The 14393-nt window shown below is 73.6% G+C and carries 14 protein-coding genes; 7 read left to right on the top strand and 7 right to left on the bottom strand.

Annotated elements, in window-relative coordinates; all coding sequences use genetic code 11:
* Window positions 1-93: 93 nt before the first annotated feature.
* The 6 genes from ABT360_RS28095 to ABT360_RS28070 all read right to left on the bottom strand — a co-directional run bounded on the left by ABT360_RS28095 (window position 94) and on the right by ABT360_RS28070 (window position 6961).
* Window positions 94-948 carry an ECF transporter S component gene (locus tag ABT360_RS28095; protein WP_444852336.1) on the bottom strand — a complete coding sequence of 285 codons (855 nt, stop codon included), beginning with the start codon at window positions 946-948 and terminating at the stop codon, window positions 94-96.
* Window positions 912-2612, bottom strand: coding sequence for an ABC transporter ATP-binding protein (locus ABT360_RS28090; protein WP_351822294.1), 1701 nt, complete (start codon window positions 2610-2612; stop codon window positions 912-914). Before ABT360_RS28090 ends, ABT360_RS28095 begins: the two co-directional genes overlap by 37 nt.
* Entirely contained in the window at window positions 2609-3694 is a 1086-nt protein-coding gene (locus tag ABT360_RS28085) for an energy-coupling factor transporter transmembrane component T (protein ID WP_351822291.1), read from the bottom strand. The genes ABT360_RS28090 and ABT360_RS28085 overlap by 4 nt, the downstream gene beginning before the upstream one ends.
* Window positions 3691-4350, bottom strand: coding sequence for an SCO2322 family protein (locus ABT360_RS28080; RefSeq protein ID WP_351822288.1), 660 nt, complete (start codon window positions 4348-4350; stop codon window positions 3691-3693). The genes ABT360_RS28085 and ABT360_RS28080 overlap by 4 nt, the downstream gene beginning before the upstream one ends.
* On the bottom strand, window positions 4350-5660 hold the full coding sequence (locus tag ABT360_RS28075) for a prenyltransferase/squalene oxidase repeat-containing protein (RefSeq protein WP_351822285.1): 1311 nt from the start codon (window positions 5658-5660) through the stop codon (window positions 4350-4352). Before ABT360_RS28075 ends, ABT360_RS28080 begins: the two co-directional genes overlap by 1 nt.
* A 263-nt stretch (window positions 5661-5923) precedes the next feature.
* Complete coding sequence (locus ABT360_RS28070) at window positions 5924-6961, bottom strand: MBL fold metallo-hydrolase (protein WP_351822282.1); 1038 nt, start codon at window positions 6959-6961, stop codon at window positions 5924-5926.
* 96 nt (window positions 6962-7057) lie between these two features.
* Here ABT360_RS28070 and ABT360_RS28065 point away from each other — a divergent pair, with 96 nt between their 5' ends.
* From ABT360_RS28065 to ABT360_RS28055, 3 genes are all read left to right on the top strand, one after another.
* Entirely contained in the window at window positions 7058-8542 is a 1485-nt protein-coding gene (locus tag ABT360_RS28065; RefSeq protein ID WP_351822279.1) for an aldehyde dehydrogenase, read from the top strand.
* Window positions 8542-8778 carry a ferredoxin gene (locus ABT360_RS28060; RefSeq protein ID WP_351822276.1) on the top strand — a complete coding sequence of 79 codons (237 nt, stop codon included), beginning with the start codon at window positions 8542-8544 and terminating at the stop codon, window positions 8776-8778. The genes ABT360_RS28065 and ABT360_RS28060 overlap by 1 nt, the downstream gene beginning before the upstream one ends.
* Window positions 8779-8901: 123 nt before the next feature.
* Window positions 8902-9477: a hypothetical protein gene (locus ABT360_RS28055; RefSeq protein ID WP_351822273.1), complete on the top strand. Its 576-nt coding sequence runs from the start codon at window positions 8902-8904 to the stop codon at window positions 9475-9477.
* Between the two features lie 17 nt (window positions 9478-9494).
* Here the strand turns inward: ABT360_RS28055 and ABT360_RS28050 are convergent, their stop codons facing one another.
* A complete protein-coding gene (locus ABT360_RS28050; protein ID WP_351822270.1) occupies window positions 9495-10151 on the bottom strand; it encodes a TetR family transcriptional regulator in 657 nt (218 codons plus the stop codon).
* A 217-nt stretch (window positions 10152-10368) separates the two neighbouring features.
* Between ABT360_RS28050 and ABT360_RS28045 the strand changes: the two genes are divergently transcribed.
* The 4 genes from ABT360_RS28045 (at window position 10369) to ABT360_RS28030 (ending at window position 14283) form a co-directional block, all read left to right on the top strand.
* Window positions 10369-11679, top strand: a complete 1311-nt coding sequence (locus ABT360_RS28045; RefSeq protein ID WP_351822267.1) for a glycosyltransferase family 4 protein — start codon at window positions 10369-10371, stop codon at window positions 11677-11679.
* Window positions 11680-11735: 56 nt separating this feature from the next.
* Window positions 11736-12476, top strand: a complete 741-nt coding sequence (locus ABT360_RS28040) for a class I SAM-dependent methyltransferase (RefSeq protein ID WP_351822264.1) — start codon at window positions 11736-11738, stop codon at window positions 12474-12476.
* Window positions 12473-13546 carry a prenyltransferase/squalene oxidase repeat-containing protein gene (locus ABT360_RS28035; protein ID WP_351822261.1) on the top strand — a complete coding sequence of 358 codons (1074 nt, stop codon included), beginning with the start codon at window positions 12473-12475 and terminating at the stop codon, window positions 13544-13546. The genes ABT360_RS28040 and ABT360_RS28035 overlap by 4 nt, the downstream gene beginning before the upstream one ends.
* Window positions 13547-13698: 152 nt before the next feature.
* Window positions 13699-14283: an AMIN-like domain-containing (lipo)protein gene (locus ABT360_RS28030; protein ID WP_444852335.1), complete on the top strand. Its 585-nt coding sequence runs from the start codon at window positions 13699-13701 to the stop codon at window positions 14281-14283.
* Window positions 14284-14393: the final 110 nt, after the last annotated feature.

The following is a 14393-nucleotide window of genomic DNA, read 5'->3' as shown; positions in this document are numbered from 1 at the left end:
AGGAGCAGGCCGGACGGATGTCCGTTTCAGCCCACTATCTCCCCTCGTATGTGACCTACGTCCTGTGGGGCGCCTCACCCTCACAGCGCCCTTTCAGGCCCTCTCGGCGCCTTCGAATGTGACCTGCGCCTCGAAGGCAGCCCGGCGAGTCGCCCGGCGCAGCGCCTTCAGGACCGTCGATCCGATGGTCATCATCAGCACGACCGTGAGCACCGCCCGCCCCAGGTCCCAGCCGAGCGACGTCGCCGCGCAGTACGCCACGAACCGGACCAGGTTCTCGTGCACTGGATCGCCCGCGTGGAACGAGATCCCGCTGCCCATGCCCTGCAGGGTGACCCACCCCTGGAGGTTCATGACGGTCCCGTACGCGAACGCCGCCACCGCCCCGTACAGCGCCAGCATCAGCAGCTCGCCCCGGCCCCGCAGCCCTACCGGGCCCGGCAGCAGCCCGGCGCCCATCGTGAACCACCCCATCGACAGCATCTGGAACGGCATCCACGGCCCCACCCCGCCGGTCAGCAGCGCCGACGCGAACATCGTCACCGCACCCAGCACGAAACCGAACCCCGGGCCGAGGACCCGGCCGCTCAGCACCATCAGGAAGAACATCGGCTCCAGCCCCGCCGTGCCGGCACCCAGCGGGCGCAGCGCCGCCCCGACCGCCGCCAGCACGCCCAGCATCGCCACCGCCTTGGCGTCCATACCGCAGTCGGCGATCGTCGCGACCACCACCGCCACCAGCAGCGGCAGCAGCAGGGCCAGCAGCCACGGCGCGTCCTGGGAGCGTCCCGCCAGCACCGACGCGCCGTCCGCGAGGAGCGGCCAGCCGAAGGCGACGACCCCGATGGCGCTGATCAGTACGAGGGCGGCGACCGAGCGGGGCCCGAGGCGTACCGGGTGGGACCGGGTGCTCACAGGGCCGCCTCCACCTGGGAGACGGTCAGCCACGGCTGCGGGGCCAGGATCTTCGTCACCTGCGGGGCGAAGGCGGGGGAGGAGACGACCACCTCGTGGGTCGGGCCGTCCGCGACGACCTCCCCCTCGGCCAGGACGACCACCCGGTGCGCCAGCTCGGCGGCCAGCTCCACGTCGTGCGTCGCCATCACGATGGCGTGCCCGTCGGCGGCCAGGCCCTTCAGGACGCCGACCAGCCGGGCCTTCGCCGCGTAGTCCAGGCCCCGGGTCGGCTCGTCGAGCAGCAGCAGCGGAGGCCGGGCGGTCAGCACGACCGCCAGGGCCAGGGCGAGCCGCTGCCCCTCGGACAGGTCCCTGGGATGGGTGTCGTCCCCCACGCCCGGCACCAGCTCCGAGACCAGCGCCCGACAGGCCCCCGGGTCGGCGCCCGCGTCGGCGTCGGCGGCCGCGCACTCGGCGGCCACGGTGTCGGCGTACAGCAGATCGCGCGGCTCCTGCGGGACCAGCCCGACGTGCCGGATCAGCTCACGCGGCGGTGTACGGTGCGGCACCCGGCCGCCCACGAGGACACTGCCCGCCGCCGGCTCGACCATCCCGACCAGCGTCCCCAGCAGGGTCGACTTACCGGCACCGTTGCGGCCCATGAGCGCCACGGTCTCTCCGGCGCGCACCTCGAACCCCACGCCCCGCAGCGCCTCGACCCTGCCACGCCGCACGGCGACGGACCGGGCCTCGGCGACGGGACGCCCGGCGTCCTCGGCGGGGGCGGCGGCCTCACCGCGCACCAGGCGGCTCAGCACCGCCCGCACACCGGACGGGGCGACCGGGGCGGCGCGCCCGGCGGCCGGAGCCCCGCCGGAGCGGCCGGGGGCGGGCGCGAGGCCCGCCAGCCGCTCCCGCAGACCGCCCGCACGGCGCCGCGCGTCGCGGACCGACAGCGGAAGCGGGTCCCAGCCCGCCAGGCGGCCGAGGGCGACCACCGGCGGGTGGACGGGGGACACCGCCATGACGTCGGCGGGGGGCCCGAGGACCACCGGGGCACCGGGAGCGGAGAGCAGCGCGACCCGGTCGGCGTACTGGACCACCCGCTCCAGGCGGTGCTCGGCCATCAGGACCGTGGTGCCGAGGTCGTGGACCAGGCGCTGGAGGACCGCGAGGACCTCCTCCGCCGCCGCCGGGTCCAGCGCCGACGTCGGCTCGTCCAGCACCAGCACCTTCGGGTGCGGGGTCAGCACGGACCCGATCGCCACCCGCTGCTGCTGGCCGCCCGACAGCGTGGCGATCGGCCGGTCCCGCAAGGGCGCGAGGCCCAGCAGGTCCAGCGTCTCCTCCACCCGCCGCCGCATCACCGCGGGGGCGAGGCCCAGTGACTCCATCCCGTACGCCAGCTCGTCCTCCACCGTGTCGGTGACGAAGTGCGCGAGCGGGTCCTGGCCCACCGTGCCGACGACGTCCGCCAGCTCACGCGGCTTGTGGGTACGGGTGTCGCGGCCGTCGACGGTGACCCGGCCGCGCAGGGTGCCGCCCGTGAAATGCGGGACCAGGCCCGACACCGCGTTCAGCAGGGTCGACTTGCCCACCCCGGACGGCCCCACCAGCAGCACCAACTCACCCTCCGGGACGGTCAGGTCGACGCCCTCCAGCGTGGGCGCGCCTGCGTCGGCGTACGTCACCGTCACGTTCTCGAACCGGATCACACGGACTCCTTCGGCAGTGGGGCCACGAACGCGGGCAGCAGGCCCACCAGAACGGAGAGCGCCGGCCACACCGGCAGCTCGGGCGCGGCGAGCGGGACGACACCCGGGTGCAGCGCCGCCGCGTCGGAGGCGACCAGCATCGCCGCGACCGCCGCCCCGGAACCCGCCACCAGCCAGGCCCGCGCACCCCACCGGTCGGGCCGGTAGCGGGTGCGTACCGAACGGCGGCCGCCCAGCCGCAGCCCCGCCAGCACCATGACCGTCCCCGTCCCGACGAACGGCAGGGCGTACGAGCCGCCGGAAGCCGCCAGCAGCCCGTACGCGCCGACGCACACCCCGAGCAGCCCGCCCAGCGTCAGGACCGTCGTGGCGTGCCGCACCGCGCGCGGCACCGGTGCCGTCCGCCCGTACCCCCGCGCGTCCATCGACGCGGCGACCGCCACCGACCGCTCCAACGCGCCCTCCAGCACCGGCAGGCCCACCTGGAGCACCGCCTTCACCCCGCCCGTCGGCCGCCCGCGCAGCCGCCGCGCGGTCCGCAGCCGCACCACATCGGCGACCATGTTCGGCGCGAAGGTCATCGCGACGACCACGGCGACCCCGACCTCGTACAGCGCGCCCGGCAGCGACTTCAGCAGCCGCGCCGGGTTCGCGAGCGCGTTGGCGGCACCCACGCAGATCAGCAGCGTGGCCAGCCTCGCCCCGTCGTACAGCGCGAACACCAGTTGCTCGGCCGTCACCCGGCCGCCGATCCGCACGCCCTGCGCCCAGTCGGGCAGCGGCACCTCGGGGAGCGTGAGCAGCAGGTGCGTACCGGGGATGGGCGAACCGAGGAGCACCGAGAACACCAGCCGGATCACCAGCACCGCCAGCCCCAGCTTCACGAACGCCCCATATGACCGGGCCCACGGCGCGTCGGTGCGGCGGGCCGCCACCACGTACCCGGCCACGCCGACCAGCAGACCCAGCAGAAGCGGGTTGGTCGTGCGCGACGCCGCGGCGGCCAGGCCGAGGGCCCACAGCCACCAGGCGCCCGCGTGCAGGGCGTTGGAGCGGTTCGCCTCAGGCGCGCGGAGGTTCATCGGCGACGGCGGCGGACCTGCCACACGGCGGCCGCACCCAGGACGGCGATGGCGGCCAGAGCGGCGACGAGACCGACGGACGGGCCGGGTTCGAGGTCCATGACGGGGTACGGAGCGGACGGCGACCCGGCCGGGCTCGGCCCGTCGGGCGCGGAGGACACCTGCTCCCCGCACCCCGTCCTCGGATAGCCCTCGATCGCGCACAGCAGCGCCTGGCTGTTGTACCGCAGCGGCTTCGCGACCGCCGCCGCCGCCTCCGCGCTCGTCGCGTCGGCACGCACCCGCGCGCACGCCACGCGCGGCGCGGGCGGCTGCCCGGAGCCCTCGGGCGCGTCCGCCGCCGTCCCGAAGTCGATGACGACACCGACCCGCTTGGTGCCGTCCTCCGCGGGGGCCGTCCCGCAGATATCGGCGAAGTCGGGCGCAGGGCGCGGCCGCGCGGCGTCCTGCGAGTCGGTGCTCACAGCGAACCGGAAGCCGTTGACGTCACCGTCGGCGGGCCGGGCGGTGGTCGGGCCCCGCGTGGCGTACGTCCAGCCCTCGCCACCGCTCTCCCAGAACGACCAGTAGCGGTAGCCGGCCGCCTGCGCGGGCACGGCGAGGCCGAGCAGCACGGCACAGGCCGCGAGCAGCGGGATGAGGATCCGGGCGCGCATCACCGCTGCCGGCTCCGCTTGCGGCCGCTGAGCAGGAAACCGATGCCCAGGCCGGCGACCAGGAAGACGGCCACGGCCAGCCAGACGTTGAAGCCCGGCTCCTCTTCGGTCTCCCGCTGTTCCGGCTTCTCCTCCAGGGGCACCGACGCGGGCGCCGGACCGGTCGCGTTCAGCTGCCGTACGAGGTCCACGCCGCCGAAGTCGCGGACGTCGGCGCCCACGGTGTGCGCGGCGAGGATCAGCTGGGCCCAGGCGGCGGGGCCGTTCTGCTCGGCCCAGGCGGCGGAGTTCTTCTTCAGCCACTCCAGGGCACCGGCCGCCTTGTCGCCGTGCCCGGCCGCGCCGAGGGCGATGACCGCGTCGGCCGTGTTGCCGAAGTCCGGCTGGGGCGCGGTGGTGACGGCGCCCGGCATCGGCGGCAGGTCGAGGTGGCCGGTCCTGGCGAGCGCGCGCGCCAGGTAGGCGGCGCCATTGCGGGCGGCCCGCTCGGCGGTCGGCGTGGCGGCCGGCTTGGCGGGGGTCTCGCAGGTGGGCGGCTGGGAGGGCTTGGCCCCGCGCGTCTGGAGGTCCTTGCCGAGCCCGGCGAGCACGGCGGCGGCGGTGGCGTCGCCGTTCGGGACGAGCGCGCCGGTCCCGGGGTCGGGCTGGTAGGCGAAGGCGCCGGCGCCCTCCTTGGCGTCACAGGGGATGGCGAAGCCGAGCAGCGCGTCGTACGGGGTCTTCCCGCCGCTGGACGTGATGTCGCCGGGCCGGTGGCCGGTCGCGGCGAGCGCGCTGACGACGATCGACGTCGAGTTGGCGTCGCTGGGCGCACCGGGGTTGTAGCCCCAGCCGCCGTCCTTGTTCTGCACGCCCTTCAGCCACGCGGCGCCCGCGTCCATGGCCTTGCTGACCGGGTCGGTGCCGGGCTCGGCCGCCTCCGGCTTGTCGACCCCGGACAGGGCCTGGACGGCGACGGCGGTCGCGTTGGTGTCCAGCAGCGTCTTGGGGTCGCAGGTCCTGGCCGGGGCCGGGCGGTAGGAGGCGAAGCCGCCGCTGTCGCACTGCTGCTTCAGCAGCCAGTCCACGGATGTGCGGTTCGGCTCCACCCCGGCCACCTGCTGGGCCATGAACGCGAGGGACTGCCGCCACACCCCGTCGTACGTGGGGTCCTTCGTGCCGTACAGGCCGGCCGGGATCGACGGGGGCGCGGGGGAGGGGGCCGGCGATGGCGCCGCGTGGGCGGCCGGGGAACCGCCGGACAGCAGGACGGCGGCCGCGGCGAGCGCGGCGGCGCCGTGGCGGACGCGGCGGACGCGAACGGTGGTCATGGCTTCGGTGGCCTCTCCTGCGGGAACCGGGCACCGGCACACGAAAGGCACCAGGCTCCGGCTCCGTATTCCTCGACGGTGCCGGTCACCGGGCGGTAGGTCCCGATGACACGAGCCGAACACGTGCGCGTACGGGGCGATCCGGCTCACCACCGTCTCGGGGACGGCGGCTCACGGTTGCGGGTCAGCGCCGGATTTGCACCGGCTTCCCCCCGTACGGGCATGATGACGACCCGCTCACTCTACCGGCGGGTCAGGACGGCTCACACGGCGACGTACGTCACGGGGTCGCTGCCCGGGACCGGCTCGGCGCGGCCCAGTTTCACCAGGCGCCGCAGGTGCGCCTCCGCCTCCGAGACGGCGATGGTGCGCGAGCCGTGGGGGATCCGGGCCCAGGGGCGGTTCCACTCGATGCGCTCGGCGAGCTGCCAGGGGGTGAGCGGGGTGGCGAGGAGGCCGAGCAGGCCGGTGAGCCGCTCCTCGTGGTGGGCGAGCAGCTCCGCCACCCGCCCGGCGGCGCCGGTGAAGGCGTGCTGGTGGGCGGGGAGGACCTCGGCGACGCCGAGGCGGGCGATCCGCTCCAGCGAGTCCAGGTAGTCACCCAGGGGATCGGTGACCGCGTCGTCCTCGGGGTCCTCGTACAGCCCGATGTGCGGACTGATGCCGGGCAGCAGGTGGTCGCCGGAGAACAGCCGCCCCCGGCCGGGCAGGCGCGCGGGGTGCTCCTCCTCCAGGTGCAGGCAGACGTGCCCGGGGGTGTGGCCGGGCGTCCAGACCGCGCGCAGCCGGCGCCCCGGGAGGTCGAGCAGCTCGCCGGGCGCGATCTCCCGGTCGGGCAGGACGGGCCGCGGCAGGGGGAGGTCACGGGTGCGGGTGGCGGCCCGCAGGGGGGCGGTGTGCTGGTCGGGCGCGCCGGAGGCGGTGAGCTTGGCCAGCAGGTAGTCCGGCCAGGCGCCCGGCTCGGCCTCGCGGGTGCGGCGTACGACGGCGATGTCGGCGGCGTGCATGGCGATCCAGGCGCCGGACGCCTCGCGGACGCGTCCGGACAGGCCGTGGTGGTCGGGGTGGTGGTGGGTGACGAGCACGCCGTGGATGTCGCGCACGGAGGTGCCGAGCGCGGTGAGCCCGTCGCGGAGCTCGGTCCATGAGCCGGGGTCGTCCCAGCCGGTGTCGACGAGGACGGGGCCCCGGTCGGTGTCGACGACATGGACGAGGGTGTGGCCGAGGGGGTTGTCCGGGATGGTGACGGCGATGCCCGAAACGCCTCCGCCGTGGTCGTACACCTGCGGTCCTGGTGGCATGCGACCTCATCTCCCCACGGCGGTACGGCCATTGCCCACTATAACGAGAACTGGTATCAGTTCTGACACACTGTCAGAAATTGCGGGAGGCGGGCCATGACCGAGCTGGTCGAGCACGGGAAGCTGTTCATCGGCGGGGAGTTGGCCGATCCCCTCGGCAATGACGTCATCGAGGTGGTCTCACCACACACCGAGCAGGTCATCGGCCGGGTGCCGCACGCCTCCGAGGCCGATGTCGACCGCGCGGTCGCGGCGGCGCGCCGGGCCTTCGACGAGGGGCCCTGGCCGCGCATGCCGCTGGACGAGCGGATCGCCGTCGTCACCCGGATCAAGGACGCGATCGCCGTACGGCACGAGGAGATCGCCCGGACGGTCAGCGCGCAGAACGGCTCCCCGTACTCGTGGAGCGTCCTGGCGCAGGCGCTCGGCGCGATGATGGTGTGGGACGCGGCCATCACGGTCGCGCGCGACCACCCGTACGAGGTGGAGCGGGCCGGCGTCCTGGGCCCGATCCTGGTGCGGCGCGAGCCGGTCGGGGTGGTCGCGGCGGTGGTGCCGTGGAACGTCCCGCAGTTCACGGCCGCCGCGAAGCTGGGCCCGGCGCTGCTCGCCGGGTGCCCGGTGGTGCTCAAGCCGTCGCCGGAGACGCCCCTCGACGCGTACATCCTGGCCGAGATCGTGGCGGAGGCCGGGCTGCCCGAGGGAGTGCTGTCGATCCTGCCCGCCGACCGCGAGGTCAGCGAGTACCTGGTCGGCCACCCCGGTGTCGACAAGGTCTCCTTCACCGGGTCCGTCGGGGCCGGCAAGCGCGTCATGGAGGTCGCCTCGCGCAACCTCACGCGCGTCACCCTGGAACTGGGCGGCAAGTCCGCGGCCGTCGTCCTGCCGGACGCCGATCTGGAGGCGGCCGTCGCCGGGATCGTCCCGGCCGCCTGGATGAACAACGGCCAGGCGTGCGTGGCCCAGACCCGGATCCTCGCCCCGCGCGCCCGGTACGACGAGTTCGCCGAGGCCCTCGCGGCGGCGGCCGGCGCCCTGGTGGTCGGCGACCCGCTCGACCCGGCCACCCAGGTCGGCCCGCTGGTGGCCCGGCGCCAGCGGCAGCGGTCCCTCGACTACATCCGCGTCGGCCAGGAGGAGGGCGCCAAGGTCCTCGCGGGGGGCGGCCGCCCGGCCGGCCTGGAGCGCGGCTGGTACGTGGAGCCGACCCTCCTCGGCGACGTCGACAACCGGATGCGCGTCGCCCGCGAGGAGATCTTCGGCCCCGTCATCTGCCTCCTGCCGTACGAGGACGAGGCCGAGGCCCTGAAGATCGCCAACGACTCGGAGTACGGCCTCAGCGGCAGCGTGTGGACCGCCGACGCCGAACGCGGCATCGACTTCGCCCGCCGGGTCCGCACCGGCACCTTCAACGTCAACACCTTCAGCCTCGACATGCTGGGCCCGTTCGGCGGCTACAAGAACTCGGGCCTCGGCCGGGAGTTCGGGCCCGAGGGGTACGACGCCTACCTGGAGTACAAGATGATCCACCTCCCGGCCACGTACACAGCAGCCGCTGACGCGGCGGGCCAGGTGTCGTGATGGGCGACCGCTGGCACGTGGAGGTCGACCGGGGCGTGTGCATCGGCTCCGGCATGTGCGTGAACCACGCCCCGGACGGCTTCGCCCTGGACACCGCCCGCCAGTCGCGGCCACGGACCACCGAGACGGCCGCCGACGAGCGGATCCTCGCGGCGGCGGAGGAGTGCCCGGTGGAGGCGATCACGATCACCCTGGTGGACGGCGGCGAGCCGGTCTTCCCCCCTGACGAAGAGTGAGAATGCCGCGAAGGAACGGCGCGCGGCACCCGTCGTTGCACGGGCCGCTCCCTGCCCCCGTGCGAAACTCGTTCCTTGATCACGGGGGCACGGGGCCCGCGTGCACGCAGGATCGGGAGTTTCATGCGCAAGGTGATGGGGGTCCTCCCTGCTCGAGCGAGGTCGAGAGCTTGGGGGAGGGCGGCCGCGGCCGCCGGTGTGCTGCTGCTGGTCGCGGGATGCGGCGGCGGTGGTTCCGACAAGGAAACGGGTGCCGCCGCGCCCTCGTCCGGCTCCTCGGCCCCGGCCGGTGCGGGCGCACAGGCGGAGGGCGCCAGCCTGGACGCGGCGGCGGTGACCAAGGAGATCGGGGACGCGGCGACGGCGGCGGGCTTCACCAAGAAGGCCTCGGACGGTGTCCCGCCGGCTCTCAAGTCCTGCATGGTCGACTGGGCCGTCGACGGCGAGAAGGCCACCGACTCGAAGAAGTCCTACGACGACACGGTCGCGGCCCTCGCCAAGAACGGCTGGAAGGAGTCGCGGAGCTTCGACCAGAAGGGCTCCGTCATCAAGTCGCTGGACAAGAGCGGCTGGACGCTGAAGGCCAGCCACCACGGCCAGGGCGGTTACATCACCGTCATGTTCATCGCCACGGACAGCAGCCCGGCGTGCGAGAAGCTCTTCCAGGAGGACCTGGAGAAGAGCAAGACCACCCAGTAGAGGGCCGCCGCGGCAGGTCAGGCCGGTCCCGCGCCGCCGGGGCCGGTCCCTGCCCCCGTTCCGGCACCGGAGGTGCCCGGGGCCGTCAGGTCGATCAGGCGGCACACCGTCTCGATGTCGATCTTCACCTGGGCGATGGACGCCCGGCCCGACAGCCAGGTGATCAGCGCCGAGTGCCAGGTGTGCTCGATCACCCGCACCGCGGACAACTGCTGCGGCGTCGGGTGCTCCAGCCCCATGGCGTCCAGGATGATCGCCGTCGTCTGCCGCGAAACGGTGTCCACCTCCGGGCTCACACTGCGGTCAGCGAACGTCAGCGCCCGCACCATCGCGTCGGCGAGGTGCGGCTCGCGCTGGAGGGCCCGGAAGGCGCGCATCAGCGTCTCGGCGACCCGCTCCGAGGCGGACTCCCCGGCCGGCGGTCGCTTGCGCAGCGTCGTGTGCATGTGGTCCAGCTGGTCCTGCATGGTCGCGACCAGCAGGTGGATCTTGGACGGGAAGTACCGGTACAGCGTGCCCAGCGCGACCCCGGCGGCCTCGGCGACCTCCCGCATCTGGACGGCGTCGAAGCCTCCCCGGCCGGCCAGCTGCGCGCTCGCGTGGAGGATCCGGCGACGGCGCGCCTCCTGGCGCTCGGTGAGCGGCGGCGACGCCGGTCTGACTTCCGCTGTCATGTGTCCCGTTCCGTTGTTCCGTTCCATGGCGTGCAGGCCTGTGTACGGGCCGGTACCGCCGGGCTCCCGCCGTGGCGTGAATCACCTGATCCGGCCCTTACAGTGGCGCTACCTGCCGGTAGATTCGAAGCTCCTCGAACGATCAAGTCTGAAACTTGTTCTAGATTAGCGCGACCGGTTACGCTCCGGCGAAACGCAAGGCAGAAGGGGGCCGCGAGTGACCGCTGAGGCCATAGAGGCAGGCCCCCGCGGCGGTGTCACCGGGGACGACCACCTCCCGTTGCGCATCGCGCTCCTCACCTACAAAGGAAACCCGTTCTGCGGCGGACAGGGCGTCTACGTCCGCCACCTGTCGCGCGAACTGGCCCGCCTCGGGCACAGCGTCGAGGTGATCGGCTCCCAGCCCTATCCCGTACTCGACGACGGCGTCCCCCTCACCGAGCTCGCCAGCCTCGACCTCTACCGGCAGCCCGACCCCTTCCGCACGCCGAAGCGCGACGAGTACCGCGACTGGATCGACGCCCTCGAAGTCGCCACCATGTGGACCGGCGGCTTCCCCGAACCGCTCACCTTCTCGCTGCGCGCCCGCCGCCACCTGGCCGCCCGCCGCGGCGACTTCGACGTCGTCCACGACAACCAGACCCTCGGCTACGGCCTCCTCGGCGACCTCGGCGCCCCGCTCGTCACCACCATCCACCACCCGATCACCGTGGACCGGCAACTGGAGCTCGACGCCGCCGCCGACTGGAAGCGCCGCGCCTCCGTCCGCCGCTGGTACGCCTTCACGCGCATGCAGAAGCGCGTCGCCCGCCGCCTCCCCTCCGTGCTCACCGTCTCCGGAACCTCCCGCGACGAGATCGTCGAGCACCTCGGGGTACGCCAGGACCGCATCCGCGTCGTCCACATCGGCGCCGACACCGACCTGTGGTCCCCCGACCCGGCCGTCCCGGAGGTCCCCGGCCGGATCGTCACCACCTCCAGCGCCGACGTCCCGCTCAAGGGCCTGGTCCACCTCGTCGAGGCCCTCGCCAAGCTCCGCACCGAAAACCCGGACGCCCACCTCGTCGTCGTCGGCAGGCGCGCCGAGGACGGCCCGGTCGCGCAGGCCATCGAGCGGTACGGGCTCCACGGCGCCGTCCGGTTCGTCAAGGGCGTCACCGACGCCGAGCTGGTGGACCTCTACCGGGGCGCCCAAGTGGCGTGCGTGCCCTCGCTGTACGAGGGGTTCTCGCTGCCCGCCGCCGAGGCGATGGCCACCGGGACGCCCCTGGTCGCCACCACGGGCGGCGCCATCCCGGAGGTCGCCGGCACCGACGGCGAGACCTGCCTGGCCGTCCCGCCCGGCGACGCGGGCGCCCTCGCGGCGGCCCTCGGCCGACTGCTCGGCGACGACGGCGCCGAACTGCGCGGCCGGCTCGGCGCGGCGGGCCGCGCCCGGGTCCTCGACAGGTTCACCTGGGCCCGCGCGGCCCAGGGCACGGCGGAGCTGTACCGCGAGGCGATCGCCGCGCGCGGAGCCCGCCGATGACCTCGCAGTCCCCCCCGTACACCTTCCCCCCTCTTCCGTGAAAGCAGGCCGTCCCCGTGCTGACCGTCGATTTCACCCGCTTCCCGCTCGCCCCCGGCGACCGCGTGCTCGACCTGGGCTGCGGCGCGGGACGGCACGCGTTCGAGTGCTACCGGCGCGGAGCCCAGGTGGTCGCCCTCGACCAGAACGGCGAGGAGATCCGCGAGGTCGCCAAGTGGTTCGCCGCCATGAAGGAGGCCGGTGAGGCGCCCGCCGGGGCGAGTGCCACCGCGATGGAGGGCGACGCCCTCAACCTGCCCTTCCCCGACGAGTCGTTCGACGTCGTGATCATCTCCGAGGTCATGGAGCACATCCCGGACGACAAGGGCGTGCTCGCCGAGATGGTGCGCGTCCTCAAGCCCGGCGGCCGCATCGCCGTCACCGTCCCCCGCTACGGCCCCGAGAAGGTCTGCTGGACGCTCTCCGACGCCTACCACGAGGTCGAGGGCGGCCACATCCGCATCTACAAGGCCGACGAACTGCTCGCCAAGATCCGCGAGGCCGGGCTGAAGCCGTACGGCACCCACCACGCGCACGCGCTGCACTCGCCGTACTGGTGGCTGAAGTGCGCGTTCGGCGTCGACAACGACAAGGCGCTGCCGGTGCGCGCGTACCACAAGCTGCTGGTCTGGGACATCATGAAGAAGCCCCTGGCCACCCGCCTCGCCGAGCGGGCCCTCAACCCCATCATGGGCAAGAGCTTCGTGGCGTACGCGACCAAGCCCCACCTGCCCAAGGGCGAGGCCGAGACCGCGTGACGAGCCCCGAGAGGACCGAGCACCTCGTCCTGCCCGGCGTCCTCACCGCCGAGCAGGCCGCCGAGACCGTCGCGGGCATCCTCGCCGCCCAGCGCGAGGACGGAGCCATTCCCTGGTTCCGCGGCCACCACCTCGACCCGTGGGACCACACCGAGGCCGCCATGGCCCTGGACACCGCCGGCGAGCACGAAGCCGCCGCCCGCGCCTACGAGTGGCTCGCCCGCCACCAGAACGAGGACGGCTCCTGGTACGCCGCCTACCACGACGGCGACCACACCCAGGTCACCGACCACGGCCGGGAGACCAACTTCTGCGCCTACATAGCGGTCGGCGTCTGGCACCACTACCTCGCCACGGGCGACGACACCTTCCTCGACCGGATGTGGCCCGTCGTGTACGCGGCCGTCGAGTTCGTACTGCGGCTCCAGCAGCCCGGCGGCCAGATCGGCTGGAAGCGCGAGCCGGACGGCACGCCCGTCACGGACGCGCTGCTCACCGGCTCCTCCTCCATCCACCAGGCGCTGCGCTGCGCGCTGGCCGTCGCCGAGGAACGCGAGGAGCCCCAGCCCGACTGGGAGCTGGCCGTCGGCGCGCTCGCCCACGCCATCCGCCACCACCCGGAGCGGTTCCTCGACAAGAACCGCTACTCGATGGACTGGTACTACCCCGTCCTCGGCGGCGCCGTCACCGGCGCGGCGGCCAAGGAGCGCATCGAGAGCGCCTGGGACGACTTCGTGGTCCCCGGCCTCGGCGTACGCTGCGTCCTGCCCAACCCCTGGGTCACCGGCGGCGAGAGCTGCGAACTGGCCCTGACGCTCTGGGCGATGGGCGAGTCCGACCGCGCGCTGGAGATCCTCCAGTCCATCGGGCACCTGCGCGGACCGGGCGGGATGTACTGGACGGGCTACGTCTTCGAGGGCAACCGTGCCGTCTGGCCCGAGGAACTCACCACCTGGACGGCGGGCTCCCTGCTGCTGGCCGTCGCCGCCCTGGGCGGGGACGAGGCGACCACGGCCGTCTTCGGCGGCGAGAGGCTGCCGCACGGCCTGGCCCCCGACTGCTGCCGGTGATGGCCTGAACCGGACCCCGCCCGGATTCGCCACCCTTGCGGCGGGGTACCCGAGTTCACCGATCGAGGCGGTATTGCGGCCGATTCGTCCGCAACCATCCCGCTGCCCCGATCGTCCAACACAATAAAGGCCCAGCGTCAGGGGAAAAAACAATGAAACGACGCGCCACGGCACTGGCGACGCTCCTGCTCACAGGCGCCGGATTCGGGATGCTGACAGTGCCGGCCGAGGCCGCCCCCGCGGTGGCCACGCAGACGACCGCGGCCTGCCCCACCGGCTGGGGCAGCGCCCAGAAGACCGGCGCCAGCGCCGCGACCGACTCCCTGGTGGACATCAGGACCGGCCGCCACGACTGCTTCGACCGCATGGTCTTCCACGTCCCGGGCATCGGCAGCGGCAAGATCGGCTACGACGTCAGGTACGTCAACCGGGTGTACCAGGACGGTTCCGGCCAATACGTCCCGGTCGCCGGCGGAGCCATACTGGAAGTGCGTATCGCCGCTCCCAGCTACAGCCCCGAGACCGGTGGGGCGACCTACCGGGGCAAGGTGGCCCAGCCGCTGCCCGGCGTGAACCTCGCCGGGTACCGCACCTTCAAGGACACGCGGTTCGTCGGCAGTTTCGAGGGCGACACCCAGATCGGCCTCGGCGTCCGCGCCAGGCTCCCGTTCCGGATCCTCCAACTGCCCGACCGTCTCGTGGTGGACGTGGCCCACACCTGGGGCACCGCCCGCTGAGACCCGCACGAACGCCGGCCGGTGATCCCGTGGTCCGCGGCGACCTTCTCCACGACCCGGTCGAAGATCATGCCGTTCAGCTTCTCGCGGTTCAGGTCACCGGTGGCCTC

The sequence above is a fragment of the Streptomyces sp. NPDC000229 genome, from assembly GCF_040300825.1.
In the GTDB taxonomy this organism is placed as follows: Bacteria; Actinomycetota; Actinomycetes; order Streptomycetales; family Streptomycetaceae; genus Streptomyces.
Note: the sequence above shows the minus strand (reverse complement) of the source record. Positions and strands in the feature narration are given on the sequence as shown.

Coding starts and splice junctions, on each gene's coding strand:
- ABT360_RS28085 (WP_351822291.1), bottom strand. CDS start 3,694: ATGAACCTCCGCGCGCCTGAGGCGAACCGCTCCAACGCCCTGCACGCG.
- ABT360_RS28080 (WP_351822288.1), bottom strand. CDS start 4,350: ATGCGCGCCCGGATCCTCATCCCGCTGCTCGCGGCCTGTGCCGTGCTG.
- ABT360_RS28075 (WP_351822285.1), bottom strand. CDS start 5,660: ATGACCACCGTTCGCGTCCGCCGCGTCCGCCACGGCGCCGCCGCGCTC.
- ABT360_RS28070 (WP_351822282.1), bottom strand. CDS start 6,961: ATGCCACCAGGACCGCAGGTGTACGACCACGGCGGAGGCGTTTCGGGC.
- ABT360_RS28065 (WP_351822279.1), top strand. CDS start 7,058: ATGACCGAGCTGGTCGAGCACGGGAAGCTGTTCATCGGCGGGGAGTTG.
- ABT360_RS28060 (WP_351822276.1), top strand. CDS start 8,542: ATGGGCGACCGCTGGCACGTGGAGGTCGACCGGGGCGTGTGCATCGGC.
- ABT360_RS28055 (WP_351822273.1), top strand. CDS start 8,902: ATGCGCAAGGTGATGGGGGTCCTCCCTGCTCGAGCGAGGTCGAGAGCT.
- ABT360_RS28050 (WP_351822270.1), bottom strand. CDS start 10,151: ATGACAGCGGAAGTCAGACCGGCGTCGCCGCCGCTCACCGAGCGCCAG.
- ABT360_RS28030 (WP_444852335.1), top strand. CDS start 13,699: ATGAAACGACGCGCCACGGCACTGGCGACGCTCCTGCTCACAGGCGCC.